Below are 22680 nucleotides of genomic sequence, written 5' to 3'. Positions count from 1 at the left end.
AGTTTCCCTCCTGACAATAATTTCATTGTGACTATATTAATTCTATCAGCAGGATAAACGGAACACCAACTTTTCTTCTATCGCTATTCAAAAGGGTACCGCAGTCCCCACTGGGTGCGAATCGTGCTCAGTTGTTCCATCACCTGCATCGAAGCGGCAAGCGGCATCAGCGCGCTTTCGGTCCGGCCTTCCACAAGACAGCGGCCCACCTCTTCCGCCTCGTACTCGTACCCTTTGCCTTTCCGCTCGTCCGCAAATGTCTCCACGGCTTCCCCGCCGATATACAGCGTGACCGAAGGCGCCTTATTGATTGAGGGAAGCGCAATGCATCCCTTCGTCCCGTGAATGACCGCTTCGTTTCGGAGACCCAACCGGATCGCCCCGTGCAGGGACGCTATACCTCCCGAGGGGTAGGTGAGCAGAGCCGAGAATTGCTCATCCACTCCGGTTTCGCCGATCCGGGCCGTGCTCCAGATTTCTCGGGGCAGCGTTCCGAATACCATGGAGGCAAAAGCGACCGGATAAATGCCCACGTCCAGCAGGGCCCCGCCCGCCAGCTCCGGGTTCAGCAGCCGGCCTTCCGGCTCCCAATCCGCCATGATGCCGAATTCCGCCTGGACCAGGCGGACCTCCCCGATGCGGCCGGATTGTATCCACTCCATGGCTTTGCGCATGGGCGGCAGAAACCGCGTCCACATCGCTTCCATAACAAACAGTCCACGTTCCCGGGCGGCCGAAATCAGCACGTCCAGTTCCCGGCTGTTCACGGTAATCGGCTTTTCGCACAGGACGGCTTTGCCCGCCCGCAGGCTGTTCAGCGTATTTTCCAAATGATAGCGATGGGGTGTCGCGACGTAGATGACATCAACCTCAGGGTCATTGACCAGTTCCATGTAGCTTCCGTAGGCCCGCGGAATTCCGAATTGCGCGGCAAAAACCGCGGCATGTCCGGGCTGGCGCGAGCCGACGGCGTAAGCGACTCCGTTAGTCGTATGGGCCAGGTCCGCCACAAACTGCTCGGCGATCGTGCCCGTCCCCATGATTCCCCATTTCACTTTTTTGGCCTCAGACCCTCTCATGCTTCCTCCTCCTTTACATTACAACTATACTAAATAACATGTACCCTTTTCCGGGGTTTGTGAAATACGGCTGCCCGTCAGGAACAAATTCCTTTGATTCTTCGCGGGCCCATCCGTTATACTGAAGCTGTTTGCGAAAAAGACGATATGACGGCGGAGGCGAATCATGCTTACATTTGAACAGAAGCTGCAAATTCTGGATTCCTACCCGGAGCTGGAGCGAAAAAATGTGTCGCTGGGACGCGTTAATTACCAGTATGAGCAAAGTGTCTACGATAAAAAAACGGTAGCTTACCGTCTTCATCCCAATGGGAACGGGTACGTGTATGCCGGCTTGCTGGAGGGATATGAAACGGATGATAAAGGTTATGTAAATATTCGCGAGTTTACCGAACAAGAATTGCGTACCCTGTTGGAGCGGTCGATCCGTTCCCTATCCGTGCGCGATGACCGGGAAGCCGACGAACTTGATGGTCCCCTCCCTTCCGATTCATTCAAAGATACGCCGGGAGGCCTTTGGCGGAACGCTGACGGAGCGGTGCTGACCCTGAAATACGAAGACGATCTATGGTACATTTTTGCCGGACAGAGCTTGGAAATGGTGTTTGAGACGCGGGAGGAGGCCGGGGAATATCTGGCCGAAGAAGGATTTGTTCCGCAAAAAAAATAGAAATAAGCGGGATCGCAGCCTACGGAGAAATCCTTGGGCTGTTTTTTTATCAAAAATTTTAAATAAAGTTCAAAAAAATGTTTGATTTTAGACACAAAATGTTCAATAATATAGATAAGACACAGAATGTTCACAAATTATATCTGCACTGCGAAAAAGGAGCTGACTCTCTATGTGGGAACCTGGAAGCAGTAAAACCAAAAGCGGCATATTCGGTTGGATTATCGGTTTGGGTATTTTCTACGCCGTCTTCTATATCGCGTTCACGCTAATGTCCATACACGGATAGTTGAAACCGTTGTCATTCGTTGGATAAGCCCCGCGGCTCTGCCGCAGGGCTTTTTTGCTTGTACATCGGAAAAAGCCGGACCCTTCTATGTTGGGATCCGGCTTTGCACCATTGGATTTTTATTTTGCGCTATCCAATACTTCTTTAGGAACTTCGATCTTCGTGATTTCATCGTACTTGGAAATCGTGCTGTCCATCACCATGTCAAGCGTCACGTTTTGTCCTTCCACGCTCATGTCCATGGCCATTGTAACATTGGACTTCGTTGGCAGGAAAGTGTCTTTGTTTACGGCATAAGAAATTTTGATGTTCTTGATGTTCATTTGCTCCAGCATAGCCGCTGTTTGTGCATTTTGACCGCCCGATTGATTCATCAGGTTTTTCGCCAAATCTTTCACGCCGTCGCCGGACAGATCCGCGGTCAATACATATTCGCCGCCTTCTTCAATCACTTTCGCTTCCTTGGCGATCGACTTAAATTGTTGCAGTTGAGCTTCCGGGCTTGCCGATTGCTTCAGGCTGTCTATCAATTGTTGGGTTTGTTCAGCCGGAGCTTTCATCCAGCCTGTGCCTTGATTCATGTAAACGGAATCCTTCGTGATGTATTGCTCCACGTTTTGGCTTCCTTGATCTCCCATGGACACGTTGATCACTTGATGCATTTCCATCGGTTCTTTCACAATATCCGATTTCATCGTCATGTCGATCTTTTGTTCCTGCGATTGATCACCTTGTTTCATTACGATCGTTTGATTGATTTTGGCCTCCATGGACATGCTTTTCAGCTTTTCGCTGGCTTCCGTGGATTTCGCCATCAACTCATCTACAGTAGGAACCTTTGTTTCCGCCGGCGTATTCGTAGTTGTTTCTGCGGCTTTATTTGCGCCGCCGTTGGCCGCTTTATTAGCGCCGCCTTCAGCCGCCTTCTCTTTGCCGCATGCTGTCATGCCAAGTACCAGTACTGCCCCCAGTAATACTGCTGTTAATTTTTTCAAATCTTTATCCTCCTAGAATATGTATTCCTAACGATATTACCCAATGCGCTAAAGGGATGACAGGGCAAAAAGACTCATTTCGGCTTATTATCATCATAATAATATGGTAATTTCGACCTATAATCGTTGCTTTTTTAAGTTATCCTGCCATGTATGGTTTATAATGTTAACGAAGAGAACCCGGAACGGAAGGAAGAAACGTGTTGAAAAACTTGCTGGTCACCGGTTACCGTGCGCACGAGCTCGGTATATATAACAATAAACATAAAGGCATCCCTTTCATCAGACAAGCCATCATCAACCGGCTCCTTCCCCTCTTGGACGAAGGGCTGGAATGGGTGATCACCCCCGGACAGTATGGCGTCGACCTGTGGGCCTGCGAAGCCGCTCTCCGGCTCAAAGAGGAATACCCTCAATTGAAATGCTCCATCATCACGGCCTTCAGCCACCCCGAAGAACAGTGGAACGAGGACAAACAAACGTATTATCGCGATTTGGTGCACCGGCTCGATTATTACGGCTCGGTAAGTAAAGAAGGTTACCAGGGAAGATGGCAATTTACGGCCCGCGATGAGCTGCTGCTGCGAAAAACCGACGGAATTCTGCTGGTCTACGATGAAGAGGCCGGGGAAGCAAGCCCCAAATATATCAAAGAACGGGCGCTGAAAAAACAGGCGCAGGACGGTTATTTGTATCTTCAAATCGGCCCCGAAGAAATCCAGGCGGTCGCGGAGGAAGAACAACAGCGGGAGGAGTTTTTCGACGGCTAACGCGTAAAATCGGAAGCCCTGGGCAGAGATATAATGCCGAAAAACTCCCTGCAGTTCCCGGATCGTTCATTCCCCTGTTCGCTGTCCTCCGAAGGGCATTACATCCCCACGAAAGCGGAGACCGCCGAGAAAATGGCCGCGATGACCCATAGCACGATGAAGAGTTTCATAATCACTTTTAGCCATTGTCCGAAGTTGACACGGGCGATAGCCAGCCCCGCGAGCAATACCCCGCCGGTCGGAGAAATCAGGTTGGTCAGTCCGTTTCCGAATTGATAGGTCGTAACGATCGCTTCGCGGTTGATCCCGACCAAATCGCCCAGCGGCGCGAGGACCGGCATCGTCAGGGCCGCTTCCCCGGAAGAGGACGGCACGAAGAAGGTAATGATATTGTGAACAAGCAGCATGATGGTGGTAAACGCGTAATTCGGCAGTCCTTTCAGCAAATCGGAGAGATAGTTCAGGATCGTATCGATGATCATGCCGTTTTCCGCAAGCACCAGTATCCCCCGAGCCAATCCGATAATAACGGCCGCATAAACAAACTCGCCGCAGCCCTTCACAAAATTCTCCGCCATTTCGCGCTGATTCATTCTGGATATCACACCCGCAAAAAGCCCAAGCGCAAAGAATAGCGCTCCGATCTCGGTCATATACCAGCCTTTCGTAAGAATTCCCCAAACAATCAGTCCCAACGTGGCCACAAAACCGGAAATAATCAACTTGTCCCGCAGGGAGAAGCCGATTTCTTCCCCGGTATCTTCTTTAAGAAAAAGCGGCCGGTTAATCAGGTCATTTTTGAAAACAACGGATTTCTCCGGATGTTTCTTGACCCGATGCGCATACCACATCGTAAAGGCGATGGATATGCCGGTAAACACGATCCATTCGACAAATCGGAGCCACAACTGCGGATTGCCTTGAACCCCCGCGATTCCTTGTGCGATAAGCACGGAAAACGGATTGGTCGTCGAGCCTACATAACCGATTTGCGTTCCCAGGAAAAGAATCAATATGGCGGTCATCGAATCGAAGCCCAGCGCAAACATCAGCGAAATAAAGATCGCGTACAGCGGGATGATTTCTTCACTCATCCCGAAGGTCGACCCGCCGAGGCTACAGATCACCATAGCGATCGGAATCACCAAAATTCCTTTGTTTTTAAGCCGCCGGGCCAGCGCAAGCAAACCGCGATCGATCGCTCCGGTCTGGAGAATAATGCCAAAAGCGCCGCCTACGACAAGCACAAAAGCAACGACATCGACCGCATTGATGACGCCCTCCATAGGAGCGCTTAAAATTTGCGGAATCCCTTGGCGCAAATCGGTTTCCTCGCTTTGCTTGGATACCGAATGATAAGTTCCGGGGATGATGACCGATTTGGTCACTCCATCCACCGTCACCTCCTGACGTTCAAACTGCCCGCTCGGCACAATCCAAGTCAACGCCGCCATTAAAATCATAATGAAGAAGATCAGGGTATAGCTATGAGGCAGCGACCATTTGAATCTGTTTTTTCCCGTTTCCATCTTAACCCCTCATTCCGGAATTGGATTATTCGCAAAATATAACATTATAAGATGTCTTATCCAGGGCAAACTAACTGCGTTGATCATGGACGATTTCTCCGCCAGCAATGGTCAACACCGCTCGGACTTCCCTAAGCTCGTTTGCCGGGGTTTGCAGCAAGTTCCGGTCAAAAACGGCGATATCCGCCAGTTTTCCCGCCTCCAGTGAGCCTGTCCGGTCTTCCATGAAACAATGTTTCGCCCCATTGACCGTCCATGCTTTAAGCACTTCTTCCACTGGCATCGCTTTTTCAGGGTACCATCCTCCGGGCGGACTTGCATCCGGAAATAACCGGGCGCTTGCGGCGTAAATCGAATCCGGAACGCTCGTTATAAACAGGGGGAGATCCGTCCCGATGGTGATCGTGACCCCGGCGTCCAGCATGCTCTTGTAATTGTAAAAACGGCTTTCCTTATCTTTCCCGACCACCTCCGCCATATAAGCATCTTCATAGGACGGATTCAGCAGTAGGACCTGGGCGTACACTTCCGCGAAAATTCCGGCCGCGGCCATCCGCTGCAGATCTTCCGGGTGAGGATATTCCAGATCGCTGATCGAATGTCTTGCATCCCGCTTCCCGTTTTGTTCCCGGCATTTTTCCAGGATGGAAACCGCACGTCGGATCGCCGCGTCGCCTTCGGCAGTCAACGTGCATTTCAACCCGTTGCGATCGGCCTCCAGCACCGCAGCTTCTATAGCCTCGTAATCCACCGGACGCAGGTTGGTTATCCCCGGCAGATCGGCATAGGGCTCCAGCATGTCGCCCGTATGATCGGCCACCACGCCGTCCAGCATGAGCTTGAATCCCTGGAAACGAAGCTGGTCTCCCTTGTATTTCTCCCGGCACTCAAGACCAAACGAGATGTTAAGCGGTTCCAAAACAGGCTCCAGGGCAAAATGAACGCGCAGGGGTAAACGCCCGCTCCCCTCCAATTTCGTCAAGACCGGCAGCAAACCGCTGTAATCATCAAAACCGATATCCTTGATCGAGGTCACCCCGCGCTCCGCCAGCATGCGGGCGAAGTCAAGAAACTCGGCTTCCACCAGTTCCTTGTCCTGGAGCATTTCTTTCAATAGTCGGGCTCTTGCCTCCGCACTGCACTCGTCCGGCTTAAATCCATATTTGTCTATGGCGGCTCCGTTCATCCAGCAATAACTTTTCGAACGGTTGATGGCAATCACCGCCCGGTCGGGGAAGGCACCATCCAACAAAGCTTGTTCCGGCAATTCCCCCCAAATGTCCCGATCCCAACCGAAAGCGTATACATTTTTGTCTTCCGGAAGCGCGTCCGCATATTTCACCAGCATGCGCAGCGCTTCCTGAACAGAGGTTGTCTTCGACAAGTCCAGGCCTCGATGCATCGACATATAGCCGGTAAAAAACACATGGTTGTCATGGATTCCGGGCATAATCAATTCATCCTTGAAATCATATATTCTCGTGTCAGGCCCGATCCATTCCCGAAATCCCGATTTTGGCCCAACCGCGGCAATCCTCTCCCCCTTCACCGCAACAAATCCGGGTCTCGCCTCAGGTTCCTTCCCGGTGAAGACCGCATCCGACAAGAGGACGAGATCGGCAAATGCGGTCCTTGTGGCATTGGAAGCTTGCATGTTCACCCCTCCTATATCATGAAAGCTCGTTAAAGCTCGTTTTTTTGGCTGCATATTGTTTGAAAACTCCGTCCTTCTACCATACGTATTATAACGTTATGTTCTAGGGATCAACCTTCCCCTTCATCAGGGAAAAGAAGGTTATGGTGTTTTCGGCAAAAGGACGGAACGTCTACAAGGTAAACTGATATCTGTCTCCAATCATGAACTGTTTTCCGACGTGCACCGGTAATCCGCGCTGGTCATAGATCATCGTTCTCAAGTAAAAAAGCGGCTTTCCGATCGAGGTTTCCAATAAACGCGCCTTATCTTCGTCCGCCAGCACGATTTCCAGCGTCGACTCCCCGGGCCGGTTCGGATCAATTCCGTACTTATCCCGCAGCAGATCATAGAGCGAGCCTTCCAGCGTCTCATCCATAAGAAACGAGAACCGCGATTCGGGATAGTAGTTGTTCTCCAGCATCAGCGGGTTGTCGCCGGCATATCTTTTCCGCTGAATATAGATCGCCTTCTCTCCCTTCACCAGCTGCAGGGCACGCGCCAGTTCAGGGTCGGGAACGATCATTTCCTTTCGGGTCACCTTGCTGTGCGAAGATAGTCCGTTCGCCTCGCACGCCGCAGTAAATCCGATCAAGTGCTCAATCTTCCGCCCGATTTTGGGATGACTTACAAAGGTTCCTTTCCCCTGCCGCTTGGTCAAATATCCTTCCTGCGCCAGTTCTTCAACGGCCTTGCGAACGGTGATGCGGCTGACATTATAACGATCGCTCAATTCCGTTTCTGTGGGAATCTTCTCCCCTTGCTGAAAAATTCCGTTATGAATCGCTGTTTGAATCGCTTTTTTGAGTTGAATATATAATGGTTCAGGATGATCAGAATTTAACATAGGACCCTCTCTTGTACTATAACGTTATAGACTCTTGCTTAAAGCGTATCAAACGTTACCGGATTATACAAGAAGATGGTTTAACGCCATTTCCGTCATTCGTAGGATACTCCGAAACCGAAGGACCCTTCCACGAGACAACTGGCCGCGGCGAACCGGGAGCCCTCTTCCATCGCCGCCTGGATGTTGCGGTCCTTAAGATAGCGGAGCAGAAACGCCGCGATAAATGAATCTCCCGCTCCCATTGTATCCGCGGCCTCCACCAACTCCGGAGTCTGATAATATAAGCGCGATCCGTCAAAAGCGACAGCCCGGTCGCCGCCCCGGGTAGCCACAATCACTTGCCCATCCCGGCCCCGTTTGGATTGAATATAACGGATCGTTTCCTCCTCGCTCAGATGACTGCACGAGAAGAAGGCGAAGTCAACATGGGGAATATGCTGTTCAACCTGAGCCTCATCAAAATCATCGGAGAAATCGAAGGAAATTGGAACGCCGAGGCTTTGCAGTTCGAGCAGTAGATGCCCCGTATGGCTGTAAAGACCGGTATGCATCACGGCAAACCCCCGGATATAGTCCTTGTCTTCCTCGCTTAGCCGCAGCGGATTCATGCGGGTAACGCCGCCTTCATTGCTTCCCAGAAAAATTCGGTCCCCGTTCTCCAACGTAACGCGTGCACAACCGTTTTCGCCGTGGTGATGGCGGCACAGGCTGATGTCGATTTCCAGTTCCTTCAAGGTCCGCTCGACATGCCGCGCTTCCCGGTCATCTCCGAACACGCCGACAAACGCCGCGTCCACGCCCAGTTTCTTGGCAAACACGCTGAAATTCAGCGCATTGCCTCCCGGATACATCACACCCAAGTGAACATATTTATCTACAACGTTATCGCCAATCCCCAAAACTTTCATGCTATATCACCCCTGTTCTCAGTTCAATATGCCACTTTCCCCATGTAGCGGCGAGTCTCCAACGGATGATTGCGAATGTCCGCCAGCTCTTCGCGGTATACGCACAAGATGCTGTAGAACAGGACGGGGTTGAAGAATTCCACCACTTCATCGGCGATCGTGTTCAATCCCAGTTCCTTGGCGTCCACGACTTCCACTTTTGCCGCATACTTATTCAGGAAGGTCAGAGCGCGTTCATCCAATGCGCGGGTGCGCCCCTCATTCATCATCAAGATAAATGGCGTCTCTTTATCGGTCACTTCAAACGGGCCGTGGAAGTATTCACCGGAATGGATCGGGGCCGCATTAAGCCACTGCATTTCCATCAAAGAGCAGATGGCAAACCCGTACGCATGCCCGAAAGAAGCTCCGCTGGACAGAATGTAGAACAAATCTTCGCTGCGGTATTTTTCCGCGAATGCCTTGGCGCGGGGAGCCACCAATTTCTTACCTTCCACAATAATGCCGTTGATCTTGTGAATGCCGTTCCGGAACGCTTCGTAATGGGCGTACCCTTCCGTCACGTTCAGGATTTCTACGACCAATTCCAGAATGATCGCCATCGGATTGTTCTTTACATCGCTGTCCTCGCCCCACTCGTACAAGAAAGGATGGTCGGTGTATTTCAGCAGCCCCGCTTCCTTATTATGTGTCAAACCGATGGTGTGCGCCCCGTTCTCTTTGGCCACTTTGGCCGCCTCAACCGACTCGGGCGTATTGCCGCCATGAGAGCAAACGATGACCACGGAGTCCTTGTTCAAGCGTTTCGGCAAAGCATGGACAAATTCATTGGCGGTATAAAGCCCCGTAACCACTTTTTGGGCCTCGCTCTCCAGAAAATACTTGGACGGATACATATCTACCAGGGATCCGCCGCAGGCGACCAGATAAACCTCCGAGATACCGTTTTTGGTCTGCTCATGAATCGTGCTAATGACTTTTGATACGTTCATCTGTAATCTCTCCTTTTATATAACGTTATATAACGTATTGTTTACATTCCCAATATAACCGCTTTCATGGATGAGGTCAAGCCCATTTTTTTTCGCGTTAACTCCCCCTCTCCATTCCCCCGCATATGATGTGCTATATATCCGAAGGAGGCTGCTCATGAACGAATTGAAATTGCCTACCGTCGCTTACTTCTGCATGGAGTACGGGCTTCATTCCGATTTTAAAATATACGCTGGGGGACTGGGCATCCTGGCCGGGGACTACCTCAAAGGGGCCAAAGATATCGGCGCGCCCATCGTCGGGATCGGCATCAAATGGAAGCAAGGCTACACGGACCAGCGAATTGATGAATACGGGAAGCCTTATGACAGCTACCATAACTATGATTATGATTTTCTCGAGGACACGGGCGTTAGAGTCAGTGTAAAAATTCGGGGCGTCGACGTCCTATGCAAGGTATGGAAAACGGAAAGTTTCGGAAACAACCCGCTATACTTGCTGGATACGGACATTCCCGAAAACGCGGATTCCTGGATCACCGGACAGCTGTACGGCTGGTTCGGCGAGGAGCGGATCGCCCAGGAGATCGTGCTGGGAATCGGCGGGGTGAGGGCGCTTCGGGCCCTTCAGATCCCCGTGGAGGTGTACCACTTCAATGAAGGGCATGCGGCCCTGGCCGCCACGGAGCTGATCCGCGAGAAAATGAGCGCCGGCAACACATTTGAGCAAGCCTGGCTCGCGACACGGGAGGAGGTCGTCTTTACGACCCATACCCCGATCCGGGAAGGCAACGAAGCGCACCCGCTGGAGCGGCTTGAATATATGTCGGCCCTTAACGGACTGACCCGGGAGCAGATGGAGCAAATCGGAGGAAACCCCTTCAATATGACGGTGGCCGGCCTCCGGCTGTCCCGCATTTCCAACGGGGTTGCCCGGCTGCACGCGGAAACCGCGAACAAGATGTGGCAGGATGTCTCGGGGCGCTCCGAAATCATCGGGATTACCAATGCCATTCATCCCCAGACCTGGGTCGACGAGCGCATCACTCGCGCTTATGAGGAAGGCGGCGATTTGTGGGGCGCCCATATGGAACTCAAGGGGGAACTGCTTGATTTCATCCAGAAGCGAACCGGCATCCCGCTGGATCCCGACCGCCTGCTGATCGGATTTTCGCGCCGGGCGGCTCCCTACAAGCGCAGCGACCTGATCTTTTCCAAGCCGGAAGTGATTGGTCCTTACCTGGAGTCCGGAACCATTCAGATCGTGTTCTCCGGCAAAGCTCACCCGCAGGATGACACCGGCAAGCGGATCATCGGCAACCTGGTCGCTATGATGAAGAAATATCCGAAAAGCGTCGTCTTCCTGGAGAACTACGACATGACGATCGGTGCCCAGCTCACCCAGGGTTCGGACGTCTGGCTCAACAATCCGCGCAGGCCGTTGGAAGCCAGCGGCACCTCGGGGATGAAAGCGGCGATGAACGGCGTGCTCAACTGCTCCATTCTGGACGGCTGGTGGCCGGAGGCTTGTCAAGACGGGGAGAACGGCTGGCAGATCGGCGGCGGCTTCGAGACGTCCGATTTCGAAGCACAGGACCGCCACGACTGCGAAGCCCTGTACGACACCCTGTTGGGCAGCGTACTGCCGACCTATTACGAGAACCGGGCTCAATGGGTGCGGATGATGGAAAGAAGTATCGGAACGACCCGTGAAGCCTTCGCCACCAAGCGAATGCTGAAAGAATATTACGACAAGATGTATATCAAAAAAGGCGAATAGAACCACCGTTTTGCCGATGATATTTCGGACCACCGGATTCCCCAAGGAGGGGACTGGCGGTCCGAATTTTTTTTAACGAAAATGTGGAGTCGATCCGATATTACATAAGGGGACTTTATGACCTGCATAATCGAATCAAAGGAGTTTATGACCCGCATGAAAAGACCAAGACTCATCCCGCTTCTCCTCCTCTTTTTGGCCCTGACCTTCCTGGTTCCGGCCCAACTTACCGCCGCTTCGGCCGCCGCGCCCAAGTCCGTAGTGTTGATCGACGGCCAGACCTACCATGCTTTCCTGCCGGTTTCCGCGCTTAAAGGGGACCCGGAGACCTCCCTGCTGTGGAACGAAAGCGAAAAAAGCTTTGAGATCACGGATACCCGAAACCGCGTAAAAGTGTTTGTCGGACAAACCTTCGCGGAGGTCAATGACGCCACGGTCACCTTAACGGACGCTCCGTTCCGGGGAAACGGGACTACTTATGTGCCCCTGCAATTTTTGAGCGAACACCTGGGCTACACACTGGTCTGGAAAAGGAATCCTACCGCGCTCACCCTGAGCCGCGACGGTTTCAAAATAACGCTCCCCGCCGTGAAACGGAGCAGCTTGTCCAGCACCGCGTCCCCGATCGTCAGCGCCCGTAAGGCATTCAAGGTCGGGAACAAGTACTTTTCCGTGAAAATGATTACGATTTCTCTGGCGCATCCGAACGTGCACCTGGACGTGGTCATGGCCGGCAATCAGAAGGGGAAGGTCGAAAGCTTGAGCAGTATCGCCAAACGCAGCAAAGCCATCGTTGCCATTAACGGCTCCTATTTCGATGCCTACACGAAAAACAGCTACAAAACACCGTACGGATATATCGTCAGCGGCGGCAAGCTGCAAATGATAGCGTCGGGCGACCGGCGTACCGTCTTCACTTACAATCACAACCTACTTGCCGGAATGATTCCGGGCACAAAGTTCAACGACCTCTTTGCGGAGGGCGATCTGGAAGGTGCCCTGCAGGCGGGACCACGCCTCGTCACCGACGGAAAAGTGGCTCTGAACCTCAGGGGCGAGGGCTTCCGCGACCCGAAAATTTTAAAGGGCGGCAGCACACGCAGCGCCATAGGGCTCACGCGCGACAACATGCTCATCCTGCTTACGACCAAAAAGGCAACGATGCCGCAGTTGGCGCAAATCATGAGACAGGCCGGAGCGTATCAGGCGATGAACCTCGATGGCGGCGCTTCGAGCGGGCTTTATTATAACGGGAAGTATTTAACGACGCCCGGCCGGAAAATCAGCAATGCGCTCGTCGTGAAATACCAATAATAATTGATTCCACAAAAAACCACCGCATCCATTGTGATGTCGGTGGTTTTTTATGGACTAGCCTACACGTTAATGCCTATTAACGGGAAAACCTCCCGGTAATTGACGGCAGAGGGCCCTTTAAGCTGATTTAACGGGAAAAACTCCGGTTATTTACGCGGTTCCGGCCGCCAATACTCCTCTTTCAGGCAAATTAGCGTGAGTTTTTCCAGTTAATTCACCTCTGCCGCCGGGTAGGGACCATATTTAAGGGAGGAATTCCTGTTAATTGCGTTGAACGGGCTCTGCCCCGGGCAAGAGTTTACCATGCCGGGTACACTTACACCCTTAAAACCGGTCCGCCGGATACTTCAACCCGATCTGCCGCCGGGCCTCCTCCATGATTTCGGCAACGATCAAGGAATTGGCCAGCGTGTTCACGCCACTTTCCCGCCGGCCCGTTTGCGCGAGTTCGATAAACTCCCGGGCTTCGTAGAACATCGACTCCTGCATCTGCGGCTGCCGAAGGTCCTCAACGGTGCCGTCCCGGTACATGATCTTTACATCGTAAGGCTGGTTGATCTTATCGATGATCAGCGTGCCGTTCTCCCCTTGAATTTCCGCCGGGGCATAGGAATCGGCGATTTTGGAATACATCACTACGGCATCCATGTCTTCATAGCGCATCAGAATGCTCCCCTCCCCGTCCACGCCGGACGACAGCATCACGCTGGTGGCTTGAAGGGATTCGGGTTTGCCAAACAAAGTCACCATCGGGTACAGGCAGTAAATCCCCAGATCCATCAACGCGCCGTTCGAGTAGGCGGGATTGAACGCGTTCAGAATCGTCCCTTGCTTGAACGCGTCATACCGGGAAGAATACTGGCAGTAGCTGGCAAAGTAACGGCGCACACGCCCGATTTTATACAAATTGTTCGCGATCACCCGGAAATTCGGCATCAATGTGGACTTCATCGCTTCCATCAGCAGCACGTCGTTCTCCTGCGCCGCCCGGATCATCCGCTGTGTCTCTTCCACATTCGATGCAAAAGGCTTCTCGCACAGCACATGCTTCCCATGGTTCATGCACAGAATGGCCTGCTCGGCGTGATACGAATTGGGGCTGGCGATATACACCGCGTCCACCCGGTCGCTCGACACCATTTTTTCCAAATCCGTAAATACTTCAGGGTTGCTGTTGTACTTGGCCGCAAAAGCCTCCCCTTTCTCTTCCGTGCGCGAGTAAACGGCCGTCAGCGCGAATTGCTCCGTCTCCTCCGCCGCTTGGATAAAGCGTTCCGTGATCCAGTTCGTTCCGATGATTCCGAATCGAAGCACTGAATGCATCCCCCTTTTTCTAATAGCATTATCTGTATTCTCTCATTAGCTGCCCCTTTATGTCCACTTGCAGTCAATAATTGAGACCTAGCTCACAGAAGAATTCTCTCTTTCGTACCTGTTCCAGGACTTTCCCTTCCATCACACTGAAATTGATATGATTTCCAAATTGAGGAGGAATGATGCAATATGAAAGCACCGATGCGCAGACAAGCCGAGTTGTGGATACTTACCATCCTGATGGCCGTCGGCCTTTGGTACGTCCCCCCGGTGCAAGGGTTTGCTGCCGAAGGTCCGGCAGGCTACGCGGAAGAATGGTCCCGGGAGTTCGGATCGCCGGACAACTACAATGAGCCATCCCAAGTATTGTCCCTGCCCGATCAAGGCTATATCGCTGTAGGCACCGCAACCCCGCGGAATGAAATCTCTCCCTTAGCCAAAATCGTTGCAATCAAAACCGATTCGAGCGGAAATACGGAATGGGAACGCGAATATTTGGATGAAACCTACCCGACTGAGATGTACACCATTCAATCGATGATCCAAACCCGGGATGGCGGATTTTTGATCGGCGGTGGAATGCTCGACAGAAGCGATGGAAAGCCTTTTTCCCGGGCCTATCTGCTCAAGCTGTCGGCAGACGGAGACCCTGTATGGAGCGGGTCCTATGGCGAGTACCGCGGGTATGCACCGATCCAACGGATCAAAGAAACCCGGAATGGCGGTTTTATCGCCGTTTCCTGGACTTCCAACGCATCGGGTACCCAGCCCGCTTATATTTTGAGGGTCGATGCGGAAGGAACCCCGTTGTGGGATCATTATTACCGCGAATATCAAGAACAGGTGCTCCTTGACGTTGTGGAGACGGAGGATGAAGGATTCTTAGCCGCGGGGTACGCCGTGAAGGAAAACAGTACCTCCTGGCTTCCCTTGCTGGTGAAATACGGTCCGACAGGTGAAATTACGTGGAGCAAAACGCTGCCTTACGAGGCGGGCTGGGGCTACGTCCGGCAACTGGTGCCCCCCCCCGGCGGGGACGGGTATTTCATGCTCGACGGCTCCGGACTGTGGAAGTTAACGGAGGATGGTGACGCGGTTTGGCGAAAAGGCTTGGTAGACCCGGAGTTCCCCGAGCTTCTCTCTTACATGAAGCCTACCCCGGACGGCTCGGGCGGCTATCTGATCAGCGGCAGATCGGACCAACGGCATCTCACATTAAAAATCGATGTAGAAGGAACGATCCTCTGGTCCCTGCTTCAAAACCTCGCTCCAAGATTCTACGACGCCGCCCGCACCGACATTCCCCAGGACGGGGGGCTTGTATGGATCACTTCAACTTACGGTTCGGAACGGCTAAAGCTGGTCAAATACAAAACGGTCGACGAGATTCCTGGGGAAAGCCAATTCTACCTGGATTCCGACGATTACTCCCTTTCTGTCGATACACAGCTGGATATTGTCGCTCTGTTTCAAGCTCCGGACGGCGGTGTTAAATCGGTAACGGAGGCTACTTATTTCACGATCGAGGATCCAAGCATCGCTTCGATCGACGCGAGCGGTAACCTTTCGGGGCTCTCGCCGGGACTCACCCGTGTCATCGCAAAATATGCGGGCTTTACGGATGCGGCCACCGTACTGGTTGTACGACCTTATGTCCCGCCTGCAAACCGAATCGAGGACGTTCCGGCCGATCCGGGCGATCCTTTCGGCATCCCGTCATCGCACCCGAATCCTGCCGGATTCTGATCCGCATTCTGATCCGCTTCTTTCCGATCTCCGCTAAGGGAATCCGCTTGCTTTCCGGTGTGAAACTCAACTACAATTGAAGAAGGAAAACAGCAATGGAACGAGGTGATCCGAAGAGTATGGAAAATCAGGGAAGCCCGGATATGCCGGCCAAATACCTGGTTACTGGAGATTCCATCTCCAAAGGGGTTATTTATGACGAGGTCAAGAACAAATATGTTTTGCTGGAGGACAATTACGTTTCCCTGCTGCAGAACAGATTGAAGGGCGCGGTCCGGAACACCGCCCGGTTCGGCAATACGCTCATGAAGGGTGTGGCCAACCTGCGCAAAGATGTCATGAAAGACAAACCGAACATCGTGCTCATTGAGTACGGCGGGAATGATTGCGACTTTAACTGGAACGAGATTGCGAACAACCCTGAAGGCGAGCACCGCCCGAAAACGGATTTTAATCTGTTCGAAAAAATGCTGACCGAAGCCGTTCAATTTCTGAAAAACCAGCAGATTACCCCCGTACTAATGAGCCTGCCCCCCCTGAATGCGGACAGCTATTTCAAATGGGTCAGCAGGAACAATCCCGATGCCGAGAAGAACATTCTCAAATGGCTGGGCAGTGTTACCAAAATTTATTGGTGGCAGGAGAGGTATAATTCCACGATCCTCAAAGTGTCGGAATTGACCAAAACCAAGTTCATCGATGTGCGCGGAGCCTTCCTGGAGCATCCCGATTTCACCCAATTTCTCTGCTCGGACGGGATTCATCCGAACCAGGCCGGCCATCAAATCATCTCCGACAAAGTGCTGGAGTTCATCCGCATGCACTACGGTCACCTGCTCCGTGATCATGGCGGACTGACGGCGAAATAAACTGTACTCGCGCGTGACAAAAAAAGCCTGCAAATCTGCAGGCTTTTTTTGTCGGATGAAGCCGCTGCTGGCCGCGGACCAATTTGTTCATGATTTAAATTGCTTGATATAAGCCGTCGGGGCCATGCCGACTTCCCGCTTGAATACTCGGCTGAAATAAAACTCGTTTCCAAAACCGGATTCCGCCGCCGCCTCTTTCACAGTAATGCCGGGACGGGAGAGCAGCATCTTCGCATGATGCAGCCGAAGCCGGCTCAAGTATTCTACGGGAGTCGCCCCTTTCTCCCGTTTGAAGCGCCTGGAGTAGGAGCTCGGCGTCAGCCCGGCGATCTCCGCCAGCGTCTCCAGCTGGATTTTGGAACGGAAATGCCGCTGCATGTATCCGATACTGAGCTCCAGTCCGCTGGGCTTTACGGCCGCGCTCCGCTCCTTGAGCTGATCCAGCACCATGCAGAGCAGGCTCTGGCATCGCAGCTGCAACTGCTCGCTGTCAGCCCCGGGCAAGCGGCTGTCCGCATATAGTGCAGCCGCATCCCCCAAAAGCGCGGGTGATCGTACCGGCTCAAGCTTGCCGGCGAATCCCGACCATCCGCCGTCGCCGGGAAGCAGCGGTCCCGCTTGCCAATTCCCCCTCCGCCGCTGCAGCGTCACCGGCCTGAACAACACCAGAAAGCACTCGAGCGATTCGGACTCGAGAATCAACTGCACGGTGGACCCCGGGGTCAGCACAAAGCAATCCCCCTGGCCGACGGTCGCCGTCTTTTCCGGGTCGCTTAAGCTAACCCAGCCTTTCCCCTCTTTCACCATGCAAAGCAGATAGGTCGGAATCTTGATGTCATGGCCATGGCCGGAACTATGAAAAGCGCGGCGATGGATTGAGGAGAACAGCACTACAGGCCTTAGCCCCGCCGCATTCAACGCCATCGGTAGATTCCCCCCTTTCGCCTAAGGTTAATTGGTAAGCGGCAGTCGATCCAGCACGGTCAGCTTCGTTTCCGCCCTGTCTCTTGGCTGAGCGGTAGGGATCGTTTCGGCGTAGCCGATGTACAGTACGCCCACGATTTTTTCCCCCGGCTGGATGCCGAAGTCCGAACGAAAGCGCGGCTCGTGGATGTAATGATTCGTCTTCCAAACGACGCCAATCCCCTGTTCCCAGGCGGCCAGCTGAAAATTCTGGATCAGGCAGCAGACGGCGCCAAAATCCTCTTCCCGCTGTTTATGGCGGGAATCCTCCGTCTGCAGCACGATAAGCTGCGCCGGCAGCGTCGTCAAATACTCGTGACGCTGCGCGCCGATCCTGGCCCGCTCCTCGGCGGAATGCGTGCGCAGCACCGCCTCGGCGAAGGCCTCCCTCGCTTCGTCCATCACGAGGATAAAGCGCCAAGGCTGCCGGTTCCCGTGATTCGGCGCCCAAACCGCCGTATTCAGCAAAGCGACAATCTGCTCCTTGCTGACCGGGTCCGGTTTAAACGCGCGGACCGTTCTGCGGCTCTTGATCAGGTCGGCCAAAGGATACCGTGGATCAGCCGCCTTCGCCGCCTCTAATTGTTCATCACCTTGCAGGGGTTTTGTTTCAGCCAATCGTTTCGCCTCCTATTGATTTCGGTTCGCATACAGCAGATAAATGAAGAACGGAGCGCCGATCGCCGCCGTAAACACTCCGGCCGGCACATCCAGCGGAAGGAACAGCGTGCGTCCGGCCAGATCGGCCAACAGGACGATCCAGGCGCCAAGCAGCGCCGATACCGGCAGCAGCCGGCCGAAGTCCGCCCCCACCAGCTTGCGGGCCATATGCGGGGCGAGCAGGCCGACGAATCCGATCGCGCCGGCCACCGCGACCGCCGAGCCGGCCAGGGCCACGCTGAGCATGATCTGCAGGAAGCGGACCCGTTGGACGCGGCTGCCGCTGCTGGTGGCGACCTCATCGCCCAACTGCGAAATGTTCACGTGCCGCTTCATCAGCAGCGCCGCCGGCAGCAGCACGGCGGTCCAGGGCAGCAGTAGCAGCACCTGCTCCCAATTCGCGCCGTAGACGGAACCGGTCAGCCAGGTATAAGCCTGACCGGCGTCGTTGCGCGGATTAAACACAATCATCATCGTCGTGGCCGCCGACATGAGCGAAGACATCCCGACGCCCACGAGGACGAGGCGAAGCGGGGTCACGCCTTTCTTCCAGGCGAACGCGTACAGCAGCAGCGCGGCGCCGGCAGCTCCCGCCATGGCGGCTACCGGCAGCCAGCGGATACTGAATACGCCGAGGCCATACGTCATGAAGGCCACCGCCGCCGCGGAAGCCCCCCCTGTCACCCCCAAAATGTCCGGGGATGCCATCGGGTTGCGGGCCACGCCCTGCAGGATGGCCCCGGCGGCGGCCAGGGAAGCGCCCGCCAGCAGCGACGTGACGATCCGGGGAAAGCGCAGCTTCTCCACGATCATGGCCTCGGCCTCCGGGCCGGCGCCCATCAGGCTACCGAATACCCGGACGGGCGAAATAAACGTTTCGCCCAGACTGGCGCTGAGCAGCGCCGCCAACAGGCAGCCGAACAGCAGCCCATATGGAATCCATCTGTTTCCTCGGTTCATGATTTGCCAAGTCCTCTCCGGGCGATATACATAAAGAACGGGGCGCCGAGCACCGCGGTCATCACGCCGACCGGAAGCTCCTCCGGAATCATAATGAACCGCGCTCCGATATCCGCCAACAGCAGCAGCGCGGCTCCGAATATTCCGCAAAAAGGGATCAACCAGCGGTGGTCCGTGCCGACCAGATAACGGGCCATGTGCGGTACGACGATGCCGATGAAGCCGATTGGCCCTGCGATCGCCACCGAGCCCCCGGCCAAGATAACGACGATGATGCCGATCCCGATTTTCAGGGCACCTGTACGCTGACCCAGGCCTTTGGAGGTGTCTTCGCCCATCAGGAGAATGTTCATTCCCCGGGCGAGCAGCCAGGCGGCTACCCAACAACAGGCCATATAGGGAAACACGGTGGCGAGTATCTCGGAGGAGCGCCCGGCGATCGTGCCGGTCAGCCAAAACAATACCGAGCCGAGGCTCTGCTGGTCCAATGCCAGGACGCCTTGCGTAAAAGAGGCAAACAGGGCGGTCATGGCCGAACCGGCGAGCACGATTTTGATCGGCGTTAATCCCTCCCTGCCCGCCGACCCCAGCACGTAGACCACTCCCGCTGCCGCTGCGGCGCCAAGGAAAGAAAACCACGTCAACGCCTGCAGGTTGGAAACGGACAGCAGCACCGTGGCGCCGACGACGAAGAAGCCCGCGCCCGCATTGATCCCCAGCACGCTTGGAGAAGCGAGCGGGTTTCGCGTCAGCGTCTGCATCATCGCCCCCGCGATGGCCAGGCTTGCCCCGACCACCGCCGCGATCAAAGCGCGCGGCAGCCGCGTCGTCCGGATCACGATTTGGTCGGTCACGTTGGGATCGTAGTGAAACAGGGCGTCCCAGGCCGTCTCCGGGCTATAGTTCGTGGCCCCCAGAAGTATGCTTCCGGCCAGCCCCAGCAACAGCACCAGGACCCCTAATATGATGCCTGCGGCTCTCCGCCCGCGTATCGCCCCTGTCATTTTTGCCTTCTCCCTATGCCGTATTTTTTACTTGATTCCAAAAATTTCGTAGACATCGTCCAGCATGGCATTCGCCGCCATCACCCCGCCGCTTAGATTCCAGGTAATCATATCCACTTCGATATACTTGCCGTCCTTGACGCCCTTCAGGGTTTTCCAAAGCGGGTGGGACGTCCATTCGTTCTTGGTTTTTTGCGTGTCGTTGTCGCCGGGGCTGATGCGGGTGATGTCGAAAATATAATCCCCGTCCAATTGCCCCATCTGCTCCTTGGAGGTCAGATTCACGGCTGCTTTGCCTTCGACCATCTGGGCTTCCGGACGCCCGATCCCAAGCTCCTTAAAGATCGTTCCGGCAAACCCCGTGGCGTAAAAGCGGGCGCTGCCGTCATCCTCAAACCGGATAATCGAAACTTTCGTATCTTTCAGCTTATCTCCGGCTTTTTGTTTAAAGTCCGCTACGCGGGCGTCCCAATCTTTAATGAGCTGCTCCGCTTCCTTGTCCTTATAAAGCGCCTGGGCGCTGAGCTGGAGGTTATCTTTCCAATCGAAAATTTCCTTGGTAATCAGCGTAGGCGCGATTTCGGACAACTGGGGATAAATTTTTTCATGGCGCCTTTCCGTACCGATAATCAGATCCGGCTTAAGCGCTACGATGGCCTCCAGATTCGGCTGATTCTCCTCTCCCAGATCCTTGACCCCCTCCATTTTGTCCCGGAGGTAGAGGTACCAAGGCTTCTCTTCCCAGGATTCGACGGCGCCGACTGGCTTCACTCCCAACGCCGCCGTAATATCCACCATGCCGTTAAACAGCACCACGACCCGCTCCGGCTTCTTCTTGAGCGTGATCTCCCCCATGGCATGCTTTATCGTTCTCGGTCCGTCTTCGCTTCCGGAAGTTGTCCCGGTTCCGGTACCATTCCCGGTTCCGGCTTCTTCCGCCGCTTGGGCCGTTTGGGCCGTATTGCCCTTCGTTTCGCCGCCGCTGGCGCTCCCCGCGCTGTTTGAGTTCCCTCCGCACCCGGCAACCGCCAAGGTTAATATCAGGGCAAATATCATCTTGAAGCTTTTCATTTCATGGCCTCCCGTAATTTCAAATCTATTGATAATGATTATCGATATCAATATACTATCCGACCGTCCTAATGTACATGACTTATTTTGTCCTTTTGACGCACCAATTTTATCCGGTAAGGATCGCCACTGGCAAAAGACCCATCCTTAGCGGATGGGCCTGTTACTGTTAACCGGGCTAAAAAACCGGTGGCTTATAATTTTACGGGATAACCTCCCGTTAAATTACTGCCTTTATGGCTGAAGTGGCTGATTAGCTGGAAAACCTCCCGCTAATGTGCCTGAAACTGCGGGTATTGGCGAAAGGGCCGCGAAATAGATGGAGCTTTTCCGGTTAAATCGGAGCCAAGGGTCAGAAGCGAGAAATTAACGGGAGGTTTTCCCGGTAATAAAAATGAAAAAATGATTTTTAAACGATCAGGGCAGGATCGCGAAGGATCGCACCGGGAAGCCGGACGCTCGTTCCGCTTTGGGCACGATATTGAAAATAACCGCTCCCTTGGCGGGAACAAGATCGAGATTTTTCAGCAGCTCAACCTGATACGTATCCCGCTCGAGCACGTAATACTCGGCGAGCAACGCGCCATTCTTCGTATAATCCGCAGCCGAATCGGTATCAAATGTCTCGTGACCGATCGCTTTAACGCCGCGCTGCCGGAACAGAAACTCCAGTGCCTCCATCGACCAGCCGGGGGCGTGGTTGTTCCCGTCCGAATCTTTGTTCTCGAAGCGTTCCTGGCTCGGCCAGCGCTTGCTCCAATCCGTGCGAAGGGCGACGAAGCTTCCCGCTTCGATCTCGCCGTGTTCGGCTTCAAACGCCTCGATGTCCGCAACGGACAGGGAATAATCGGCGTCGGCCGCGGCCTCCTTCGACTTGTCGATGACGACGAGCGGCAGCACCAGTTCCTTGAGCCCGAGTTCGTCGAGATAGCGGGCCTCCCGCACGAAGTGGATCGGGGCGTCAAGATGCGTGCCGTATTGACCGGGGAAGGTGAAGCTCTGGGCAAAAAAGCCGTCGTCGTGCGTGAACAGCGTCTTGAATTCCGCCGCCGCGAAAGCCGCAAAATGCGGGGAATCCGGGCCAAATGTATGAGTCAGGTCGATCCATTCCTTTTGCTTGATCAGTTTAAGCGCCTGCAGCAGTTCGTTCGACATGCCCTCACCTCTCGGATTATGTATTTGATCAGTCCGCCCTGAAAGCTTCTTTCCTCCCTCGGGCCA

Annotated in this window: 20 protein-coding genes; 6 read left to right on the top strand and 14 right to left on the bottom strand. The window is 54.1% G+C overall.

The genetic code is table 11. The features are described 5' to 3' along the window. Positions 1–83 precede the first annotated feature (83 nt). Positions 84–1079: a Gfo/Idh/MocA family protein gene (locus tag V4U88_RS11530; RefSeq protein WP_334073419.1), complete on the bottom strand. Its 996-nt coding sequence runs from the start codon at positions 1077–1079 to the stop codon at positions 84–86. 166 nt (positions 1080–1245) lie between these two features. On the opposite strand from V4U88_RS11530, the gene V4U88_RS11525 reads away from it, so the two are divergent. Further along, positions 1246–1749 carry a hypothetical protein gene (locus V4U88_RS11525; protein ID WP_334073418.1) on the top strand — a complete coding sequence of 168 codons (504 nt, stop codon included), beginning with the start codon at positions 1246–1248 and terminating at the stop codon, positions 1747–1749. Positions 1750–2157: 408 nt separating this feature from the next. Here V4U88_RS11525 and V4U88_RS11520 read toward each other — a convergent pair whose 3' ends face one another. Then, entirely contained in the window at positions 2158–3033 is an 876-nt protein-coding gene (locus tag V4U88_RS11520) for a DUF6612 family protein (RefSeq protein ID WP_334073417.1), read from the bottom strand. 203 nt (positions 3034–3236) lie between these two features. Here V4U88_RS11520 and V4U88_RS11515 point away from each other — a divergent pair, with 203 nt between their 5' ends. Further along, positions 3237–3803: a DUF1273 domain-containing protein gene (locus V4U88_RS11515; RefSeq protein ID WP_334073416.1), complete on the top strand. Its 567-nt coding sequence runs from the start codon at positions 3237–3239 to the stop codon at positions 3801–3803. Between the two features lie 98 nt (positions 3804–3901). On the opposite strand, the gene V4U88_RS11510 is transcribed toward V4U88_RS11515, so the two are convergent. The 5 genes from V4U88_RS11510 to V4U88_RS11490 all read right to left on the bottom strand — a co-directional run bounded on the left by V4U88_RS11510 (position 3902) and on the right by V4U88_RS11490 (position 9775). Continuing rightward, positions 3902–5332 carry a YfcC family protein gene (locus V4U88_RS11510; protein WP_334073415.1) on the bottom strand — a complete coding sequence of 477 codons (1431 nt, stop codon included), beginning with the start codon at positions 5330–5332 and terminating at the stop codon, positions 3902–3904. Positions 5333–5402: 70 nt separating this feature from the next. Further along, on the bottom strand, positions 5403–6986 hold the full coding sequence (locus tag V4U88_RS11505; protein WP_334073414.1) for an amidohydrolase: 1584 nt from the start codon (positions 6984–6986) through the stop codon (positions 5403–5405). A gap of 172 nt (positions 6987–7158) precedes the next feature. Further along, a complete protein-coding gene (locus V4U88_RS11500) occupies positions 7159–7872 on the bottom strand; it encodes a GntR family transcriptional regulator (RefSeq protein ID WP_334073413.1) in 714 nt (237 codons plus the stop codon). 95 nt (positions 7873–7967) lie between these two features. Beyond that, positions 7968–8783: a fructoselysine 6-kinase gene (locus V4U88_RS11495; RefSeq protein ID WP_334073412.1), complete on the bottom strand. Its 816-nt coding sequence runs from the start codon at positions 8781–8783 to the stop codon at positions 7968–7970. A gap of 23 nt (positions 8784–8806) precedes the next feature. Continuing rightward, positions 8807–9775: an SIS domain-containing protein gene (locus V4U88_RS11490; RefSeq protein WP_334073411.1), complete on the bottom strand. Its 969-nt coding sequence runs from the start codon at positions 9773–9775 to the stop codon at positions 8807–8809. 157 nt (positions 9776–9932) lie between these two features. On the opposite strand from V4U88_RS11490, the gene glgP reads away from it, so the two are divergent. Continuing rightward, complete coding sequence (glgP, locus tag V4U88_RS11485; RefSeq protein WP_334073410.1) at positions 9933–11555, top strand: alpha-glucan family phosphorylase; 1623 nt, start codon at positions 9933–9935, stop codon at positions 11553–11555. Between the two features lie 156 nt (positions 11556–11711). Next, on the top strand, positions 11712–12869 hold the full coding sequence (locus V4U88_RS11480) for a phosphodiester glycosidase family protein (protein ID WP_334073409.1): 1158 nt from the start codon (positions 11712–11714) through the stop codon (positions 12867–12869). A 327-nt stretch (positions 12870–13196) separates the two neighbouring features. Here the strand turns inward: V4U88_RS11480 and V4U88_RS11475 are convergent, their stop codons facing one another. Then, positions 13197–14186: a Gfo/Idh/MocA family protein gene (locus tag V4U88_RS11475; RefSeq protein WP_334073408.1), complete on the bottom strand. Its 990-nt coding sequence runs from the start codon at positions 14184–14186 to the stop codon at positions 13197–13199. A 189-nt stretch (positions 14187–14375) separates the two neighbouring features. On the opposite strand from V4U88_RS11475, the gene V4U88_RS11470 reads away from it, so the two are divergent. Then, a complete protein-coding gene (locus V4U88_RS11470) occupies positions 14376–15932 on the top strand; it encodes a hypothetical protein (RefSeq protein WP_334073407.1) in 1557 nt (518 codons plus the stop codon). A 95-nt stretch (positions 15933–16027) separates the two neighbouring features. Beyond that, positions 16028–16801 carry an SGNH/GDSL hydrolase family protein gene (locus tag V4U88_RS11465; protein ID WP_334073406.1) on the top strand — a complete coding sequence of 258 codons (774 nt, stop codon included), beginning with the start codon at positions 16028–16030 and terminating at the stop codon, positions 16799–16801. 87 nt (positions 16802–16888) lie between these two features. Here the strand turns inward: V4U88_RS11465 and V4U88_RS11460 are convergent, their stop codons facing one another. The 6 genes from V4U88_RS11460 to V4U88_RS11435 form a co-directional block, all read right to left on the bottom strand. Further along, a complete protein-coding gene (locus V4U88_RS11460) occupies positions 16889–17725 on the bottom strand; it encodes an AraC family transcriptional regulator (RefSeq protein ID WP_334073405.1) in 837 nt (278 codons plus the stop codon). Positions 17726–17752: 27 nt separating this feature from the next. Continuing rightward, positions 17753–18382, bottom strand: a complete 630-nt coding sequence (locus tag V4U88_RS11455) for a nitroreductase family protein (RefSeq protein WP_334073404.1) — start codon at positions 18380–18382, stop codon at positions 17753–17755. Between the two features lie 12 nt (positions 18383–18394). After that, positions 18395–19384, bottom strand: a complete 990-nt coding sequence (locus V4U88_RS11450; RefSeq protein ID WP_334073403.1) for a FecCD family ABC transporter permease — start codon at positions 19382–19384, stop codon at positions 18395–18397. Then, positions 19381–20388 carry a FecCD family ABC transporter permease gene (locus tag V4U88_RS11445; protein ID WP_334073402.1) on the bottom strand — a complete coding sequence of 336 codons (1008 nt, stop codon included), beginning with the start codon at positions 20386–20388 and terminating at the stop codon, positions 19381–19383. Before V4U88_RS11445 ends, V4U88_RS11450 begins: the two co-directional genes overlap by 4 nt. Before the next feature lie 27 nt (positions 20389–20415). Then, entirely contained in the window at positions 20416–21459 is a 1044-nt protein-coding gene (locus V4U88_RS11440; protein ID WP_334073401.1) for an ABC transporter substrate-binding protein, read from the bottom strand. A gap of 417 nt (positions 21460–21876) precedes the next feature. Beyond that, on the bottom strand, positions 21877–22614 hold the full coding sequence (locus V4U88_RS11435; protein ID WP_334073400.1) for a cyclase family protein: 738 nt from the start codon (positions 22612–22614) through the stop codon (positions 21877–21879). Positions 22615–22680 lie beyond the last annotated feature (66 nt).

The sequence above is a fragment of the Paenibacillus sp. A14 genome (assembly GCF_036864815.1).
Taxonomy (GTDB): Bacteria; Bacillota; Bacilli; order Paenibacillales; family Paenibacillaceae; genus Fontibacillus; species Fontibacillus sanfengchensis.
This window is presented reverse-complemented; position numbering and strand designations above follow the sequence as displayed.

What these genes read in the sequence shown, in the direction of transcription:
- V4U88_RS11530 (WP_334073419.1), bottom strand. Translation starts at nt 1,079, where the DNA reads ATGAGAGGGTCTGAGGCCAAAAAAGTGAAATGGGGAATCATGGGGACG.
- V4U88_RS11525 (WP_334073418.1), top strand. Translation starts at nt 1,246, where the DNA reads ATGCTTACATTTGAACAGAAGCTGCAAATTCTGGATTCCTACCCGGAG.
- V4U88_RS11510 (WP_334073415.1), bottom strand. Translation starts at nt 5,332, where the DNA reads ATGGAAACGGGAAAAAACAGATTCAAATGGTCGCTGCCTCATAGCTAT.
- V4U88_RS11505 (WP_334073414.1), bottom strand. Translation starts at nt 6,986, where the DNA reads ATGCAAGCTTCCAATGCCACAAGGACCGCATTTGCCGATCTCGTCCTC.
- V4U88_RS11500 (WP_334073413.1), bottom strand. Translation starts at nt 7,872, where the DNA reads ATGTTAAATTCTGATCATCCTGAACCATTATATATTCAACTCAAAAAA.
- V4U88_RS11495 (WP_334073412.1), bottom strand. Translation starts at nt 8,783, where the DNA reads ATGAAAGTTTTGGGGATTGGCGATAACGTTGTAGATAAATATGTTCAC.
- V4U88_RS11490 (WP_334073411.1), bottom strand. Translation starts at nt 9,775, where the DNA reads ATGAACGTATCAAAAGTCATTAGCACGATTCATGAGCAGACCAAAAAC.
- glgP (WP_334073410.1), top strand. Translation starts at nt 9,933, where the DNA reads ATGAACGAATTGAAATTGCCTACCGTCGCTTACTTCTGCATGGAGTAC.
- V4U88_RS11480 (WP_334073409.1), top strand. Translation starts at nt 11,712, where the DNA reads ATGAAAAGACCAAGACTCATCCCGCTTCTCCTCCTCTTTTTGGCCCTG.
- V4U88_RS11470 (WP_334073407.1), top strand. Translation starts at nt 14,376, where the DNA reads ATGAAAGCACCGATGCGCAGACAAGCCGAGTTGTGGATACTTACCATC.
- V4U88_RS11465 (WP_334073406.1), top strand. Translation starts at nt 16,028, where the DNA reads ATGGAACGAGGTGATCCGAAGAGTATGGAAAATCAGGGAAGCCCGGAT.
- V4U88_RS11460 (WP_334073405.1), bottom strand. Translation starts at nt 17,725, where the DNA reads ATGGCGTTGAATGCGGCGGGGCTAAGGCCTGTAGTGCTGTTCTCCTCA.
- V4U88_RS11450 (WP_334073403.1), bottom strand. Translation starts at nt 19,384, where the DNA reads ATGAACCGAGGAAACAGATGGATTCCATATGGGCTGCTGTTCGGCTGC.
- V4U88_RS11445 (WP_334073402.1), bottom strand. Translation starts at nt 20,388, where the DNA reads ATGACAGGGGCGATACGCGGGCGGAGAGCCGCAGGCATCATATTAGGG.
- V4U88_RS11440 (WP_334073401.1), bottom strand. Translation starts at nt 21,459, where the DNA reads ATGAAAAGCTTCAAGATGATATTTGCCCTGATATTAACCTTGGCGGTT.
- V4U88_RS11435 (WP_334073400.1), bottom strand. Translation starts at nt 22,614, where the DNA reads ATGTCGAACGAACTGCTGCAGGCGCTTAAACTGATCAAGCAAAAGGAA.